The sequence below is a fragment of the Paenibacillus sp. P22 genome, from assembly GCF_000469945.2.
GTDB classification, from domain to species: Bacteria; Bacillota; Bacilli; order Paenibacillales; family Paenibacillaceae; genus Paenibacillus_O; species Paenibacillus_O humicus.
This window is the reverse complement of sequence record NZ_CBRA020000066.1, coordinates 16,615-31,769: the sequence shown is the minus strand read 5'-3', so window position 1 is coordinate 31,769 and position 15,155 is coordinate 16,615. Positions and strand designations below refer to the sequence as shown.

The 15,155-nt window shown below is 54.4% G+C and carries 17 protein-coding genes and 2 pseudogenes; 15 read left to right on the top strand and 4 right to left on the bottom strand.

The window, feature by feature from the left end; genetic code table 11:
• Positions 1-61 precede the first annotated feature (61 nt).
• From BN871_RS11090 to map, 8 genes and pseudogenes are all read left to right on the top strand, one after another.
• Positions 62-880, top strand: a complete 819-nt coding sequence (locus tag BN871_RS11090; protein ID WP_021879754.1) for a GNAT family N-acetyltransferase — start codon at positions 62-64, stop codon at positions 878-880.
• A gap of 163 nt (positions 881-1,043) precedes the next feature.
• Positions 1,044-1,556 (top strand): annotated as a pseudogene (locus BN871_RS11085) (ABC transporter permease); the annotation flags it as partial.
• Positions 1,557-2,442: pseudogene (gene opp1C, locus BN871_RS11080) on the top strand (nickel/cobalt ABC transporter permease).
• On the top strand, positions 2,439-3,266 hold the full coding sequence (locus tag BN871_RS11075) for an ABC transporter ATP-binding protein (protein WP_021877266.1): 828 nt from the start codon (positions 2,439-2,441) through the stop codon (positions 3,264-3,266). The pseudogene opp1C and the gene BN871_RS11075 overlap by 4 nt, the downstream one beginning before the upstream one ends.
• Positions 3,253-4,056 (top strand): ABC transporter ATP-binding protein, encoded by an 804-nt coding sequence (locus BN871_RS11070; protein ID WP_021877267.1) that lies wholly within the window; start codon positions 3,253-3,255, stop codon positions 4,054-4,056. Before BN871_RS11075 ends, BN871_RS11070 begins: the two co-directional genes overlap by 14 nt.
• Positions 4,053-5,264: a staphylopine family metallophore export MFS transporter CntE gene (gene cntE, locus BN871_RS11065; RefSeq protein WP_021877268.1), complete on the top strand. Its 1,212-nt coding sequence runs from the start codon at positions 4,053-4,055 to the stop codon at positions 5,262-5,264. The genes BN871_RS11070 and cntE overlap by 4 nt, the downstream gene beginning before the upstream one ends.
• A 384-nt stretch (positions 5,265-5,648) precedes the next feature.
• The gene (locus BN871_RS11060; RefSeq protein WP_021877269.1) at positions 5,649-6,425 is read left to right on the top strand and encodes a TetR/AcrR family transcriptional regulator; all 777 of its coding nucleotides are present in this window, start codon (positions 5,649-5,651) and stop codon (positions 6,423-6,425) included.
• Between the two features lie 26 nt (positions 6,426-6,451).
• Positions 6,452-7,198 carry a type I methionyl aminopeptidase gene (gene map, locus BN871_RS11055; RefSeq protein WP_048745982.1) on the top strand — a complete coding sequence of 249 codons (747 nt, stop codon included), beginning with the start codon at positions 6,452-6,454 and terminating at the stop codon, positions 7,196-7,198.
• Between the two features lie 217 nt (positions 7,199-7,415).
• On the opposite strand, the gene BN871_RS29640 is transcribed toward map, so the two are convergent.
• Both BN871_RS29640 and BN871_RS29635 read right to left on the bottom strand, forming a co-directional pair.
• Positions 7,416-7,868: an FAD-binding protein gene (locus tag BN871_RS29640; protein ID WP_269745421.1), complete on the bottom strand. Its 453-nt coding sequence runs from the start codon at positions 7,866-7,868 to the stop codon at positions 7,416-7,418.
• A gap of 20 nt (positions 7,869-7,888) precedes the next feature.
• Positions 7,889-8,050: an FAD-binding protein gene (locus tag BN871_RS29635; protein ID WP_269745420.1), complete on the bottom strand. Its 162-nt coding sequence runs from the start codon at positions 8,048-8,050 to the stop codon at positions 7,889-7,891.
• A 394-nt stretch (positions 8,051-8,444) separates the two neighbouring features.
• Here BN871_RS29635 and BN871_RS11045 point away from each other — a divergent pair, with 394 nt between their 5' ends.
• From BN871_RS11045 to BN871_RS11025, 5 genes are read left to right on the top strand one after another with little or no spacing between them, the layout of a single operon-like run.
• Positions 8,445-8,774: a PadR family transcriptional regulator gene (locus BN871_RS11045; RefSeq protein ID WP_048745980.1), complete on the top strand. Its 330-nt coding sequence runs from the start codon at positions 8,445-8,447 to the stop codon at positions 8,772-8,774.
• Entirely contained in the window at positions 8,771-9,127 is a 357-nt protein-coding gene (locus BN871_RS11040) for a DUF1048 domain-containing protein (protein ID WP_048745979.1), read from the top strand. Before BN871_RS11045 ends, BN871_RS11040 begins: the two co-directional genes overlap by 4 nt.
• A gap of 2 nt (positions 9,128-9,129) precedes the next feature.
• Positions 9,130-9,516 (top strand): DUF1048 domain-containing protein, encoded by a 387-nt coding sequence (locus BN871_RS11035; RefSeq protein WP_048745977.1) that lies wholly within the window; start codon positions 9,130-9,132, stop codon positions 9,514-9,516.
• Positions 9,495-10,253, top strand: a complete 759-nt coding sequence (locus BN871_RS11030) for an ABC transporter ATP-binding protein (protein ID WP_048745975.1) — start codon at positions 9,495-9,497, stop codon at positions 10,251-10,253. Before BN871_RS11035 ends, BN871_RS11030 begins: the two co-directional genes overlap by 22 nt.
• The gene (locus tag BN871_RS11025) at positions 10,253-11,023 is read left to right on the top strand and encodes an ABC transporter permease (RefSeq protein ID WP_048745973.1); all 771 of its coding nucleotides are present in this window, start codon (positions 10,253-10,255) and stop codon (positions 11,021-11,023) included. The genes BN871_RS11030 and BN871_RS11025 overlap by 1 nt, the downstream gene beginning before the upstream one ends.
• Positions 11,024-11,138: 115 nt before the next feature.
• Here BN871_RS11025 and BN871_RS11020 read toward each other — a convergent pair whose 3' ends face one another.
• Positions 11,139-11,972, bottom strand: coding sequence for an alpha/beta hydrolase (locus BN871_RS11020; protein ID WP_048745971.1), 834 nt, complete (start codon positions 11,970-11,972; stop codon positions 11,139-11,141).
• Between the two features lie 489 nt (positions 11,973-12,461).
• Between BN871_RS11020 and BN871_RS11015 the strand changes: the two genes are divergently transcribed.
• Together BN871_RS11015 and BN871_RS11010 are read left to right on the top strand one after the other, a co-directional pair.
• Complete coding sequence (locus tag BN871_RS11015; RefSeq protein ID WP_048745988.1) at positions 12,462-13,358, top strand: RCC1 repeat protein; 897 nt, start codon at positions 12,462-12,464, stop codon at positions 13,356-13,358.
• A gap of 299 nt (positions 13,359-13,657) precedes the next feature.
• Positions 13,658-14,137, top strand: a complete 480-nt coding sequence (locus tag BN871_RS11010) for a DinB family protein (RefSeq protein ID WP_048745969.1) — start codon at positions 13,658-13,660, stop codon at positions 14,135-14,137.
• A gap of 439 nt (positions 14,138-14,576) precedes the next feature.
• On the opposite strand, the gene BN871_RS27625 is transcribed toward BN871_RS11010, so the two are convergent.
• Positions 14,577-14,714, bottom strand: coding sequence for a hypothetical protein (locus tag BN871_RS27625; RefSeq protein ID WP_157053901.1), 138 nt, complete (start codon positions 14,712-14,714; stop codon positions 14,577-14,579).
• Positions 14,715-15,155: the final 441 nt, after the last annotated feature.

The following is a 15,155-nucleotide window of genomic DNA, read 5'->3' as shown; positions in this document are numbered from 1 at the left end:
TTCGCGCAGGAAAACGAAGAACCAGASGATGAGTAAGAGAAAGTTGATACCGAGGTGACTTATGTCTTTCAGTTTGCCATCCATAGAACAGATCAAGGACATTGAAAATGCCGAGATTGATTACATGACGGATCGGATGTCAGCCATTCAGGCTCGACCCGGAAATCCGGAAGGAATCGAGATTCAGCGATTCGGAAATGCAGTCTGTTCTTACAGCAAGACCATGACTTGGGCGGCTTTTAATACCATTAAAGGATTGAGGTCGGAAGACATTGATGTTATTGAGCCCATAACCGAGTTCTATAGAGCAAGAGCTCGAACACCTCGTTTCGAAGTGATTCCTTCGTTGGTGGATCAGAGCTTCCTTCGACGATTATCTGATCGGGGCTTCTATCAATCCGGCTTTCACACTTCAATGGTTAGTGAACCCCAAATCTATGCGGATGGATATTCCAATGGCTTCACCTTGTTAGAATGCAGAGAAGATCAGCTCGAGCTGTATGCAGCGATTCATTGCCGGGGAACAGGATTATCCGATGAGGGCATCCCCTATGTCTTGGAGAATAATAAGGTTTTGTACCATCGACCGGGATGGAAATTTTTTATCGCGTGCCTCGATGAAGTTCCGGCAGCGGCCGGTGTGATGTACAGCAAGGATACAAAGGCATCCTTGACCTTCGCAGCTACGTTGCCCCAGTACCGAAATCGGGGCTTGCATCAAAGCTTATTGAGGAGACGGATAGAAGAAGCCGTGAAGAACGATTGCAAGCTAATCATCAGCCAGTGCTCATTTCAATCCCAAAGCCATAAAAATATGGAGCGCCTGGGAATGAAAATAGGTTATGTACGAGCATCTTGGACGGAGAGAGCAGCGGAGTAAGCATAAAGGATCCGGCCCACTCACATTCCGGTCTTAGGTTCGAATGAGGTTTGGCTTCATTCACCTGCGGTCGATTGTGCCTGCGGGATTCTAGTTGGAAAGGTTGTGGAAAGAGTGAAAAGGATTTTTGCAGGCGGATTTATTCTGTTAAGCGGAGTTCTGCTTTATGCTGACCGCGATGCCTCCGTACTGGCTGGCTGCCTGGCTCGTCTGGCTGTTCTCGGTCAAGCTGGATCTGCTGCCGACTAGCGGCATGGACTCGGCCGCCAGCTTCGTGCTGCCGACCGCTGTGCTCGCAGTAGGTTATGCAGGTGTCTACTTCCGCGTCATCCGCAGCTCGATGATTGCCGGGCGCAACGAGGATTACGTCCTGTACGGACGCGCCAACGGCTTGACGGAGAGGGCCATTACAAGGCGTGTGTTGGCCAATTCGCTGCAGGTGGCTGTGCCGATGTTCGGCATGGCGGTCCCGATCCTGCTCGGCAGCACGGTCGTCGTGGAAAACGTATTCGCTTGGCCGGGTCTCGGCACGCTGAGCGTCAAGGCGATACTCGGCCGCGATTATCCCGTCATCCAGGCGTTCGTGCTGCTGCTGGCTTCATCGTTTGTCGTGTTCAACGCCGTATCGGAAGTCCTAAGCGGGCTTCTGAATCCCCGATTGAGAAAGGACCTCTAAATGAAACGAATTTCACGGCTCTTGTCGGACCGGCTGGCGCTGCTGTCGCTTGCAGTGCTGGCGGCGATCGCCGCTGCCGGCATGCTGGCTCCGTGGCTGGCGCCCCATCCGCCGGATGAGGTGAACATGGCGCTGCGTTATGGCCCGTGGTCGCTCCATTACCCGCTCGGCAACGATCAGCTCGGCCGCTGCGTGCTGTCCCGGATTCTATACGGCATCCGTCCGAGCGTGCTGCTCGTGCTTGCTGCCGTACTCGCCTCCGTTCTGATCGGCGCGGCAGTCGGCATGGCGGCAGGCTACGCCGGCGGCCGGACGGACGCGCTGCTCATGCGGTTGTGCGATGTGATGCTCTCGTTTCCCCGGCTATGTCATGACGCTCGCGGTAATCGGCGTGCTCGGCGTCGGGCTGCAGAACATCCTGCTGGCGTTCATTCTGATGAAATGGGCCTGGTTCGCGCGGATCGTACGCTCATCCGTTCGCCAGATCGCAGATGCCGACTATGTGCGCTTCGCCCGGACGCTAGACACCGGATCGCTGGCGATTCTGTTCCGCCATATCCTGCCGGTCTGCGTGCCCGAGCTGGCTGTCGTCGCGAGCAGCTCCTTCGGCTCGACGCTGCTTCAGGTGTCGGGGCTTTCCTTCCTCGGCCTCGGCATCCAGGCCCCTCAAGCGGAGTGGGGAATGATGCTGAGCGAAGCGAGGCAGTCGATGTTTTCGCGGCCGGAGCTCATGCTGGCGCCGGGGCTGATGATTGTCCTTGCCGTTTCGGCGGTTAATTTCCTGTCCGATGCGATGCAGCAGGCTGTCGATCCGCAAGCGGGCTCGTCCAAGCGCCATCAGCCGGAAAGGGCCGAGGCGGCTCTGATCGGAAGGGAGGTCGCATGAACATGGATGTGCTGGAGGTGAGCCGGCTCAGTATCGCACATGCCGGATCCGGCGCGGCGATTGTGCCGGAGCTGTCCTTCTGTGTGAAGGAAAAAAGCTGCCTGGCGATCGTCGGGGAAAGCGGCAGCGGCAAGTCGATCGTCTGCAAGGCGATCATGAGGCTGAACGGTCCGGCGCTGCGGCAGAGCGGCAGCATCCGGTTCAAGGGCACGGAGCTGACGGAGCTGTCCGACGACCGGATCCGCGGGCTGCGGGGTGCGCAGATCGGCATGATTCTGCAGAACGGCATGCGTGCTTTCGATCCAGGACTGAGGCTTGGCAAGCAGCTGCATTCGGTGCTGAAGGCTCATTTCGGGTGGAGCCGCGAGCAGAGCAGAGAGCGGTTGTCGGAGGCGATGGAGCTGCTGCTGCTGCAAAGTCCAACGGCGGTGCTGAATCGATATCCGCATGAGCTGTCCGGCGGCATGCTGCAGCGGCTCATGATCGCGCTGACGCTCGTGCTCCAGCCGGAGCTCGTTATCGCCGATGAGCCGACGACCGCGCTGGATGCGGCCTCCCGCCAGGAAGCCATCGGCCAGCTGATTTCGCTGCGCAGGCAGGCCGGTTGCTCCATGATCCTGATCTCGCATGATTTGTCCGCCGTCGAGCGGATTGCCGACGAGGTGCTTGTCCTGCGCGGCGGCATGACGGTGGAGCGGGGGACGGCCGCAGAGCTGCTGACTTCGCCGAGGCATGCCTATACCCGCTATCTCGTGGAGTCGAAGCATGCCTTGAGCGGCCGCTTCGCTCAAGCGCTGGGAGGACGAACACATGCTGAGCGTTGAAAAGATCGCCAAGTCGTACTCCAGTAACGGTTGGCGAGGTCCAGGCAGGCATTTGGTGCTGAAGGAGGTGTCGCTTGAGTGCCGGCCGGGTGAATGTGTCGGCATCATCGGAGCGAGCGGCAGCGGCAAGTCGACGCTCGGACGCCTCATTCTCGGATTGGAGCAACCGGACGCAGGCTCGGTCCGGATCGACGGAGAGGAGCTGGGACGCCGGTCGCGCCGAGGCGCGGTTAGCGCTGTGTTTCAAGACTACCGCTCGTCGATCCACCCGTTCTTCACGGTCCGCCAGGCGCTGCAGGAGGCGCTGGGAGGAAGCCGGCGCTCAGGCGATTCCAAGCGGGAAAGCAGCCGCAAGCTGGAGACCGCGCTGGAGCAGGTCGGATTGGATGTCACTTATCTGGAGCGTTATCCCCATGAGCTGTCGGGCGGCCAGGCGCAGCGGATCTGCCTGGCGCGGGCGCTGCTGACCGGAGCCCGCTGGATTGTGCTCGACGAAGCGGTCAGCTCGCTGGATGCGCCCGTGCAGGTGCAGGTGCTGGAGCTGCTGCGGGAGGCTCGCGGCATCTACGGAACCGGCTATCTGTTCATCACGCATGATCTGGAGGCTGCGGCTTACCTGTGCGATCGGATCGCCGTGCTGCATGAAGGACGCATCATCGAGACAATCGAGACGGAACGGCTCGGCGAGCTGAGAACCCCATACGCGCGCGAGCTGCTCGATAAGTTCCGGCTCGGCCATGCGCTAGTTCCGCGACAGCATGCGGCCATAACAAAGGAGGAGAGGGAATGAACGGGGCGTTGTCCTGGCCGTTCATGCGGCTTTATCTGCTGACGGCGCTTTATTTTTGCGCCAATGCCATCCTGAATGTCATCATTCCGCTCAAGGGAGGCTCGCTTGGCGCCAGCAATGCGGTGATCGGCATCGTCATGGGCGCCTATCTGTCCACGACGATGCTGCTTCGTCCATGGGCCGGGCACATCATCCGCAAGCAAGGTCCGATCACCGTGCTCCGGGCCATCCTGGCGCTCAATGCGCTCGCGCTCGCCCTGTACGCATTCACGGGCCTGGAGGGATATTTCGCCGCCCGCGTCCTTCAAGGCGTCTGCACGGCCTTCTTTTCCATGGCGCTCCAGCTAGGACTGATCGACGCTCTTCCGGAAGGGGAGCGGTCCCAAGGCATTTCCATGTACTCGCTCTGCGCCACGATGCCCGGCATCGTCGGTCCGCTGCTGGCGATCGGCTTGTGGGAGGCGGACAATCCGGCTCTGCTCGCCATCGTGCTGATCGGTCTGGGCGTGCTCACGGGTGCGGTCGGCTTCACCGCCCGCGTTGGAGAATCGGCCGCACAGGAGGCGAAGCCAGAGACGAAGGACGGAAAGCCCGGCGAGGGAGCTGGCATGCTGCGATGGTTCGGAGAGCTGGTTCGACATCCCCATCTGCTTCGCTGCAGCCTGCTCATGCTCGGGGCGTCGGTCATATTCGGCGCGGCGACGACCTTCATCCCGCTGTATGCGGCGAAGGTGAGCGGCGCCAGCGCCGCCGTGTACCTCATGCTGCAGGCCGGCACGGTGGTCGCCGCCCGCTTCTGGCTGCGCAAGCGGATACCGTCCGATGGAGAGTGGCATCCCGCGTTCATGCGCCTGATCCTGCTCAGTCTGGCGGCTGCGGCGCTTTGCGTCGGCCTGGCGGCTTACGGGGGCGGCGCGCTATTTTACGCAGGCGCGTTCCTGATGGGCATCGCGCAGGCGATGGTATATCCGACGCTCACAACGTATTTGAGCTTCATCCTGCCGAAGGACAGCCGCAACATTCTCATGGGGCTGTTCATCGCCATGGCCGATCTTGGCGTCTCTCTAGGTGCAATCGCCATGGGTCCGGTCGCGGATCTGACCTCTTATTCGGCGATGTATCTGTTCTGCGCCGCCCTCGGCGCCTCGCTGCTGCTCGTCTCGGCGCACGAGGCGAGAAGCCGCAGGTCAAGTTCGCTCCCGGCCTGACCAAGCTGTTTAAGGATGAAGGACAGCCATCACGCTCTCTTGCTTAGAAAACCTAAGCGGAGAGCTCTTTTTGATTTTAATCCAAACCGAGATTTGAAGGCTTTCCAGGTGATTGACGATCATGCCTACGACTGCTAGGCTGGCCGCTATTCACGGTTGAGATGGCCTTATGCAGCTGACAGGCCAGGCCGTTCGAAACGATGGAGTTAGGCTGCACGACAGCTTAGGCCTTTTTCGTAGTACCGGGCTTAGGCTTGTCCGGTGGGATTATAGCGGAATCCGCTCCTAGGGCAACAGCAATAAGGCGGATCTCTTGATATATGCAAGCCGTTGTTTTATATTGACATTACAGCAGGTCAAAAATAAAAGAGGGGAACGGACGAGATGACTCCACGCACGAAGGAACAGAACGAAGAAATTCGGCTGCGTCGTCTGACGCAAATAAGGAAAGCCGCTGCCGACGTTTTTTTGACGAAAGGACCCCTGTTGGAAATCCGGGATGTGGCTCAGCAAGCGGGACTCGGCTACGGCACGGTATACCATTATTACACCAATAAGGGGGATCTGCTCCATGACCTGCTCTGGGACGCGATGGAACGCGCGGCGGGATGGCTCGACGGCTCAGTGGAGGCTCCATTGGAGAACCGGCCGGAAGCCATGCTGAAGATCCCGCTGGAAGCGCGCGCTTCAGCTTCTGGGGAGGCGCCGGGGGCAAGACATCTGAGCATAGCTGAGGTGGACACCGGCAGCCATGCTGCCGCGGGCTCCAAAAGCAGAAGCCGCGAAGCGGCCGCTGCCGAGGAGCTTGGCCCCGTCGCCGCTGCCGGAATGCGGCTGCTGCAGCTTTGGGCTGAGGACCGGGCCTTGTACCTGCTGTATAAGCAGGCCGGCGAGGAATTTACCGCGCTGCCCGATGCGCGCTCGGCCGCGCTCGCGGCCGCCTTCCGACGCGATGTGCTCGTACCGCTCGCCGCGCTTATGGACAGCGGGCTTGAAACGGACGGGGCAGCCGCTTCCGGCGGTGCTGCAGCGGAGCCGCCATACCGCCTGCATCGCGCGGAGATGCTGCTGTCCGCCTTGGTCGGCTGCGCCTCTCTTTCGCTTCGCCGCGGCAAACTTGGCGAAGAAGCGAGAGATATCGTCAGGTTTTTAAACTTATAGGCTGGATAGGGAGGGAATGAGCCCGGATGATCGTGATAAAGTCGCCTAGGGAAATCGAAGAAATGAAGACAGCGGGCCAAATCGTTGCGGACTGCCACCGCGAGGCGGCTAAAATAATTGAGCCTGGAATCACCACACGCGAAATCAATGACTTTGTTGCCCGGCATATGACCAAGCTTGGCGGCAAGCAGTTCACGAAAGGCTACAACGGTTTTCCCGCCGAAACCTGCACTTCGCTCAACGATGTCGTAGCCCACGGCATCCCTTCGAAGCGGGCGCTTAAGGACGGGGACTTGCTGAAGCTCGACATCGTCGTGGAATACGGCGGATGGTTCGGCGATTCTTGCTGGTGTTATGCGGTGGGCACTGTGCGGCCGGAGGCGAGCAGGTTGATGAAGGTGGCGAAGGAATGCTTGGAGTTGGGAATCGCCCGGGCTCTCCCCGGAGGCCGGCTCGGCGACATCACGTCGGCGATCCAGCAGCATGCGGAGTCGAACGGGTATTCGCTCGTACGCGATCTTCTGGCGCACGGAATCGGGCGCAGCCTGCACGAGGAGCCGAATTACGAGCATATCGGCGTAGCCGGCAAAGGCATTCGGTTGAAGGAAGGCATGGTGTTTACGATTGAGCCGATGGTCAACGAAGGCACGTTCCGCATCGCCATCGATGACGACCAGTGGACGGCGAGGACGGCCGACGGCAAGCTGTCGGCGCAATATGAGCATACGATCGCCATCACTTCGGACGGACCGCTGATATTAACGGCTCAGTAAAAAAAGCCCTGTCTTGAATTTAAGATGGGGCGCAGGGAAAAGGATGCTCATTGCTTTCTGTCGGTTGCCAGACTTGCCTTATGGCTTATGTTCTGCCTGCCGGCGGAATGCTTTGCCAGAGCAATATTTTTGGCCGCATCGGACTTTTTGACCCAGGAGCTGTTCCACTCGACCTAAAACTTCGCTTTCCGCCAGTAGAACGCCGTAGATCTAGGAGCTACGCGAATTGCGGCTCCACCCCAATTGAGAAAGAAAAATCCTGCGAATTGCCCCTCAACCTGCTCCAAAAACTTCCGCATGGACATGATCGCTTTATCCGGGAAAGGATGCCGGCCGAAGCCGCTGGAGAACTGGTGATGCGATATACCGTAGCCTTCTCCGGTGCGGAATGGACTTTGAATTTGTACCTGGTGTATACGCCGAAGTTTCCGCCGCCGCCGCCTTTGGAAGCCCACAGGAGATCGGAATTGCGCTTTTTGTTGGCGCGGATGACCCTGCCCTTTGCGTCCACCATTTCAAGCCCGATCAGATTGTCTCTGACGAGGCCGACAGTCCGCTGCAAAGGTCCTATTCCTCCGCCGAGTGTGATTCCGCCAATCCCCACCGTCGGACTGTCTCCAAATGGAGCGATATAGCCTAGCGGCGCAAGCGTTTTAGCGATTCTCCCCACTGTATTGCCTGATCCTACAATCACGCTGCTCTATTTTTTATCGAGCGAATCTTCCTCATTTTGCTTACATCGATGACAATACCGCCGTTGACTTGCGAGAGATTGACCTCCAAGGAGTGCCTTCCGGCTCTCGGACGGATGGGAACCTTGTTTTCGTTGGCCCATTTGATGGCATTAGCCACATCCTGCGTTCTTTTCGTAAAAACAAACACTTTAGGAAATCGGTCTGTATGGGGATCTCAATTTTTACGCGCTACCTCGTACCCGGGATCGCCCTTAAAGATCACTTGTCCGGTAAGTTTCGTTTTGGATCTCACTTATGCCCAGCTCCATCTGCTCCTATGATGGCATTGCTTGAACCCTTACTATCCTATGAAGGACATCTCCTCTAGGGAGTGGGCTGCTGGCAGGGGGAGGGATCGATAGCCATATTAAATATTGGAGAGGCTGTACGGCATAGCCGAGACAGTTGAGATTTTTGCTCAAAGGCCGTTGACATTCTTGCTACTTCGTGATACTTTGTAGTGGTAGTAAGTGACACTTGATACCAGTCGTACTGAATAGCAAAGGGTGATTATGCTGGAAAATTTGACGGAAATGCTTAAAGGAGCGCTTGAGGGCTGTGTTCTTGAAATTATAAGCCGCCAGGAAACCTACGGGTACGAAATTACGCGGCGGCTGAATGCCCTCGGATTTGCAGATGTTGTGGAGGGGACGGTGTATACCATCCTGATCCGGCTTGAGAAGAACAAGCTGGTGGAAATCACCAAGAAGCCATCGGACATGGGGCCGCCACGGAAGTTTTTCGCAATCAACGACGCCGGGCGCGAGGAGCTGCGGAAGTTCTGGGAGAAATGGGAGTTCGTATCTTCAAAAATCAATGAGTTGAAGGAGAACAAACAATGAACTTTTGGGAAAAAATCACGGGCAGCGACATGACGAAAGAAATGAAGGCTTTTGAATCGCGTGTTAAAAAGCTGCCGGCTGATTATCAAGAGGCATGGGAGCAAATCAATGCTTATCTTTGGCCAAATTCAGATTTCACCGGCCGCAACCTCATGCCCATTTTTGACGGTGTGCTCGGCTTGCTCGAAGAAACGGCGGGAAACGGTCAAAGTGTCCAGGAGGTTTTGGGCGACGATATCAAAGGCTTCTGTTCGGCGCTGGCCGGCGAAGAAGGAGCGAAGTCCCATCAAGACAAGTGGCGCGAGCAGCTCAATGCTGCTGTCGCAAAAAAAATAGGCAAATTAGGGGGATGATTATGAGCATACAAGACATCATCAAAGGCAAAAAAGAGTGGCGTGCGCATAAGGCGCGTGTCAAAGCGCTCCCGCCGGATTATCAGATTGTATACAAAGAGATTGAAAACTATTACTTCAAGGTCGGCCCGATCGAGCTGACCGAGGGGACGGGTTTGCTCTCGGGGATTGTCGACCTGTTTGAAGAGGGGGCCGCCTTGGGGAAAGGCGTGCTTGAGGTGACAGGCCGGGATGTAGCGGCATTCTGCGACGAATTGATCAAGGGTTCTAAAACGTACGCGGACATCTATCAAGAATCTGTTGCTCTAGAGGTCAACAAGGCGATGAAAAAAATGGCCGAAAACAAAAATAAACGGGGGGGATCGGGATGGGAAAAGCAATTGAAGTGAAGGGTCTGCGCATGTCCTTCAAGGACAGGGAAGTCCTGAAGGGCGTCGATCTGGAAGTGAAGCGCGGGGAGATATTCGCCTTGCTTGGCTCCAACGGCGCGGGCAAAACGACCATTGTCAATATCCTTACTACGCTTCAACGGCAGGACGGAGGCATCGCCACCGTAAACGGATTCGACGTCGCGTCAAAACCTCAGCATGTGCGGCATGCGATCAGTCTTACCGGGCAATTTGCCGCCGTTGACGAGATATTGACCGGACGGGAAAATGTGATCCTGATTGCCAAGCTGCGCCATCTGGATCATCCAAGTCAAATTGCGGACGATTTGCTGAACCGTTTCGGCTTAATGGACGCGGCGGACCGCAAGCCGTCCACTTATTCGGGCGGCATGCGCCGCAGGCTGGACATCGCCTTGAGCCTTGTGGGCAAACCGCGGATCATTTTCCTCGACGAGCCGACAACCGGCCTTGACCCCGAGGCGCGCATCGAGGTTTGGAAGATTGTAAAAGAGCTTGCCGACGGCGGAACGACGGTATTCCTGACCACTCAGTATTTAGAGGAAGCCGAGCAGCTTGCGGACCGAATGGCCATTCTGCACGAGGGCAGGATCATCGCCAGCGGCACGCTCGCGGAACTGAAACAGCTGTTCCCGAAGACGGAGGTGGAGTACGTTGAAAAACAGCCGACCTTGGAGGAAATATTCCTCGCCATCATCGGCAAGAAGGAGGCCATCTGATGGAAACGGAAAAAACTTATTTTTTCAGCGACGTGAGCGTGATGATCGGACGCTCCATGCGTCATATTTTCCGCAGCATGGACACGATCTTCACCGTCTGCATCACTCCGATCGCCATGATGCTGCTCTTCGTCTATGTGTTCGGCGGCGCGATCGAGACCGGTACGGACAACTATGTAAATTATCTGTTGCCTGGCATATTGCTTATGGCTATCGCCACCGGAGTGGCCTATGTGGCTTACCGCCTGTTCATGGATAAGCAGCGGGGCATCATCGAGCGGTTCCGCTCGATGCCGATCGAACGTTCCGCCTTGCTGTGGGGGCATGTGCTGACCTCGGTGGTATCCAACGTCATGACTATTATCATCATCATTCTCGTCGCGCTCATGATGGGCTTCCGCTCGTCGGCAGGGATACTGTCGTGGCTTGCGGTTGCCGGCATCCTCGTGCTGTTTACGCTGGCTCTGACCTGGATCGCGGCCATTGCCGGACTGTCCGCCAAGACGATGGAAGGTGCAAGCGCCTTTTCCTATCCGTTGATTTTTCTGCCCTTTATCAGCTCGGCCTTTGTCCCTACCGATACGATGCCGGCGGCTGTACGCGCCTTTGCCGAAAATCAGCCAGTGACGTCTATCGTTGAAACCATACGTGCACTATTGTCCAATCAACCGGCGGGCAACGAAATCTGGGTCGCTTTAGCGTGGTGCTTAGGAATCATGATCGTCGCTTATCTGTTTGCGGTGCGGGCTTACAAACGGAATGCCGCTTAATGTCAGCGTAAGTCGCGATTATCCAAAAAAAGGGTTGACATCAAAATGTCCTCTTGTAAATGAAAAGCTATCGTTCATCTACAAGAGGGGGTGCTTTTCCTTCCTTATAACCGTCCTATGGCTGCAGCAGCCATCGATGCATGTCAGGAAACAGCACGCTCCATGTGGACTCGTGATGGGTTCCGCCAGGAATAAAGTCGAATCGGATTTGCTCTTCCGGAACCCCAGATGAGATCAAGGTCTGGCAGGTCAACGCGACATGCTCGCGAGCAGCCCGATTGAAATCGGGATTGTCGGTTTCCAGCTCTCCAATGCTTAGATAGACGCGAAGCGCAGGGGAGAGATCCGACTCTTCAATCAGTTGGATGATTCCGCCACTGTCGTGCCACATGACAAAGGAAACCCCGCCTACACGGCCAAACTGATCCGGATAGCGAATAGCCGCATACAACGAGATGTAAGCGCCAAACGAACTTCCGGCAATGATGGTATGCTCCGCTTCAGGGAGAGTCCGGTAGTGGCTGTCGATATAGGGTTTAAGTGTTTTCGCCAGGAAATCCGCATACGCCTCGCCTTTGCCTCCGAACTTATACTCCGCATTGGTTGTAAAATTATATTCATGGTTGCGTTGATCACCCCCATGATCGATAGCGACCACGATCACCTCCAGCGCTGGATCCTCCAGTGCCATCTGTTCCAGTGTCTCGTCGACACCCCATTCGCTTCCCCAGGACGTCGCTTGATCAAACATGTTTTGGCCATCTTGCATGTAGTAGACCGGGTAGCTTCGATTGCTTTCATTATAACTCCTCGGCAAATAAACCCAAATCCTACGCTCCGACTCCAACTGAGGAATCGGGAATGACTCGTATATGTTTACATCGCCCGTGATGGTGTGAGCGGCCTCGTCCGTAAAAACTTCTCGCCAAGGCACAGCACTGATGATCATTGAAAGAGCCTCCAAGTCTATGCATTCACTAAAATCTGATTGAGCTGCGCCTATCGTCTATGTATTCACTAAAAGCTTAACGAGCTGGACCTATAAATGCAATGGATGTTCTACCTGACGTAAGATTGCTTATTCTTATTGTGCAGGGATAAAGACTGAATGGACAAACTGTAAGAACTCCTTTTAGAGGCCCAAGCAAGAAGGGAAGTCGAAAATGAACCTTGAGATTCAGAACTAATATGGTTGAAGTGAGATCGGCTGCAATGGATGGGACTTTGTTGATTCTTGATGGTCCAAATGCGATCAGAATTACCAATGACTTGAAGCGTTGCCGGCTCTGTCGGTACCTGCAGCCGATGATTGAAGTAACAGGACACGTTAGTTAAATAAAGGAAACTGACGAGCTTGCCAAGAAATATATGGAAGCCTCGTTAAGAGCAGATTAATGGAATATGTAATCAAAAAATAGAAGGTGATAAACAAGTGAACATTGAAGGTGACTGGCTCGGACAGGCGGCGTTAAAGGTGAAACGCTGGCCTAAAGATACCATAGCGGCGGGTCGTCGTCATACCGTTGGGCTTAAATCTGACGGAACGGTGACGGCTGTGGGTGATAATAAATATGGCCAATGTGATGTGAGCGACTGGCGCGATATTGTGGCGGTCGCGGCTGGTAATGTTCATATGGCGACGAACACGGGTAATGCTCATACAATCGGTCTTAAATCTGACAGTACTGTGGCGGCTGTGGGTTGGAATAAGCATGGCCAATGCGATGTAAACGACTGGTGTGATATTGTAGCGGTTGCGGCGGGTTGGCGTCGTACCATTGGGCTTAAATCGGCTGGGACGGTAGTAGCAGTGGGTCGAAATAATGAAGGTGAATGCAATGTAAGCGGCTGGCATGATATTGTGGCAGTCGCGGCGGGTGACTGGCATACCATCGGTCTTAAAATGGACGGCACGGTGACGGCTGTGGGTAATAATCGGTATCGCCAATGCAATGTAAGCGGCTGGTGCGATATTGTGTCGGTCGCGGCGGGTTATCTTCATACCATCGGTCTTAAATCGGACGGTTCGGTGACGGCTGTGGGTTTGAATAAACATGGCCAATGCGATGTAAGCGTCTGGCGCGGTATTGTGGCGATAGCGGTGGGCAGTAATCACACCATCGGCCTCAAATCGGACGGTACTGTGGCGGCTGTGGGTTGGAATGAGTATGGCCAATGTAATGTAAGTGATTGGCGCGATATTGTGGCGATTGCGGCTGGTTGTGCCCATACAGTCGGTCTAAAATTGGACGGCACGATGATTGCTGTGGGTGATAATGAATATGGCCAATGCGATGTAAGCAGCTGGCGCGGCATTCAACTACCCGGCAATTAGTTTTCAATATTAATAACTTTACGCCATTTTTCAAGCTGCAACTGCTCTATGTTTCGTTAACTAACGGGAAACGCGTGGAATACTCGTTAAAAGCGAGATGCTTTAGATGCGTATAATGAAGTATATCAATTCTTTAAAGTATGGTGGGGCAGTTTTGCGGGGCACTTTTCAATATAAAGGTCACTTAATAAAAAGGGACAAGAAATTTATACAGAGTTAGCTGTCGTTAAGCTAAAGGGCAGGATAACGCTATTATTTCGAGGAGTAAACAAAGTTTAAGGTGCGCAGGAGGCCACGAGATGTTGAAACTATTTCAGTATAACTGGCAAGTTCGCAAAGATTGGTTTGACTGGTGCGATACAGTGAGCGAGGAAGAGTTGATGAAAAGACGCACCGGCGGCATAGGATACATCCTTTCCACTCTGTATCACATTGTGGCAGTTGAGTATGGCTGGATATGCGGTGGAATACAAGAAAAAGCGATTACAATCCCTCAGTTCGAGGAAGTGGCAAGTTTGCAGCAAATAAAAGATTTTTCCGGCCGTTGCCACTTGGAACTCGCTCCATTTGTGTATGATTGGAATGATAGTTTGGAAGACCGCATGATGATCGATATCACGGATGAAGGGGAGCGGGAATCCCATAAATACGGCGAAGTAATGCGGCACGTGATCGCCCACGAAATCCACCACATCGGTCAATTGTCTATATGGTCACGAGAAATCGGAAAGAAGCCGGTTACTGCAAACTTGATTGGCAGAGGGTTATTTGATATTTAACGTAGCCATGTCCTATTGAACTAACGGAGAACTTTAGTTCAGTGATCCAGGAATAGTTTGCCGCCGCTGCTGCTGCTCCTTCTGTCGTTAAGCAAAAGGGCAGGTTGGCGCAACTATAAGCTGAATCTCGGACTGTCCGTTGTTCCAATGGCTCAAACCGAGGAAAAAGATTATTTGATACATTTCAGTTGGTAAATCAACCGATGTATAGGAGGGGTGAAATGGGTAAAAACATTCTATATTTCTTATCCTCCTTATTACTCAGTTTCATTTTATACTTTATAATATCATCAATTGCAAATATATCTACCGATATTCAAAGTGTATATGTTGTAGTCATAATTATATCGATTCAAATTTCCTTACTTACTAGTGTCGTCTTAAGTTCAAAAAGAAAATAGTTATTCAGCCACAGTGTACTTTAACTGTGGCTGTTTTTTTAAAAGGCATCGCTTACGCGATGGCCATCTTTTCCGACGGCAACGAAAAAAAACAGCGCTCGGCTGGTTAAAACGACGTTGGTGACGCCGGCGGGATGTTCAGCTTCAGGAGCGCGGCTCGGATAGCGCATTTCCATACGGCCATTCTCGACCAGGTACCCGTGATTTTGGAAGATGCTGCATACAGGTACAGACTCAGCTTGCGATCACCGAAGAAGAACTGGATGTAATCATCAATCAACTGCTCACGGAGGTACTCCGCCTCTTGATGCGTCAGCTCCAGCACTCCTGGGAATGAGCGGCATGTGTAGCAGATCTCTTCAGCAGTTTGTGACCGAGGCATCACCCAATCAAAATGAAGTTCTTAAATGAATGAAGGACAATCCAGGCAATGTTGAAGAAGCCGATGTTCTGGATTTGTGAGTCAGATTAGTATGTTAAGCGTAGCCCCTTCTACTGGCAACATGGCGGAAGGGGCTTTTCCATTGTCCAGAAAAGCCCCAGGCTACGAGCTCAACGTTTTCGACGCGTTTCCGGTCATCTAGGGTGTTTTGCTTCACGATCAGGTGCAGCAGGGT

What these genes read in the sequence shown, in the direction of transcription:
- BN871_RS11090 (WP_021879754.1), top strand. Translation starts at nt 62, where the DNA reads ATGTCTTTCAGTTTGCCATCCATAGAACAGATCAAGGACATTGAAAAT.
- BN871_RS11075 (WP_021877266.1), top strand. Translation starts at nt 2,439, where the DNA reads ATGAACATGGATGTGCTGGAGGTGAGCCGGCTCAGTATCGCACATGCC.
- BN871_RS11070 (WP_021877267.1), top strand. Translation starts at nt 3,253, where the DNA reads ATGCTGAGCGTTGAAAAGATCGCCAAGTCGTACTCCAGTAACGGTTGG.
- cntE (WP_021877268.1), top strand. Translation starts at nt 4,053, where the DNA reads ATGAACGGGGCGTTGTCCTGGCCGTTCATGCGGCTTTATCTGCTGACG.
- BN871_RS11060 (WP_021877269.1), top strand. Translation starts at nt 5,649, where the DNA reads ATGACTCCACGCACGAAGGAACAGAACGAAGAAATTCGGCTGCGTCGT.
- map (WP_048745982.1), top strand. Translation starts at nt 6,452, where the DNA reads ATGATCGTGATAAAGTCGCCTAGGGAAATCGAAGAAATGAAGACAGCG.
- BN871_RS11045 (WP_048745980.1), top strand. Translation starts at nt 8,445, where the DNA reads ATGCTGGAAAATTTGACGGAAATGCTTAAAGGAGCGCTTGAGGGCTGT.
- BN871_RS11040 (WP_048745979.1), top strand. Translation starts at nt 8,771, where the DNA reads ATGAACTTTTGGGAAAAAATCACGGGCAGCGACATGACGAAAGAAATG.
- BN871_RS11035 (WP_048745977.1), top strand. Translation starts at nt 9,130, where the DNA reads ATGAGCATACAAGACATCATCAAAGGCAAAAAAGAGTGGCGTGCGCAT.
- BN871_RS11030 (WP_048745975.1), top strand. Translation starts at nt 9,495, where the DNA reads ATGGGAAAAGCAATTGAAGTGAAGGGTCTGCGCATGTCCTTCAAGGAC.
- BN871_RS11025 (WP_048745973.1), top strand. Translation starts at nt 10,253, where the DNA reads ATGGAAACGGAAAAAACTTATTTTTTCAGCGACGTGAGCGTGATGATC.
- BN871_RS11020 (WP_048745971.1), bottom strand. Translation starts at nt 11,972, where the DNA reads ATGATCATCAGTGCTGTGCCTTGGCGAGAAGTTTTTACGGACGAGGCC.
- BN871_RS11010 (WP_048745969.1), top strand. Translation starts at nt 13,658, where the DNA reads ATGTTGAAACTATTTCAGTATAACTGGCAAGTTCGCAAAGATTGGTTT.
- BN871_RS27625 (WP_157053901.1), bottom strand. Translation starts at nt 14,714, where the DNA reads ATGGAAATGCGCTATCCGAGCCGCGCTCCTGAAGCTGAACATCCCGCC.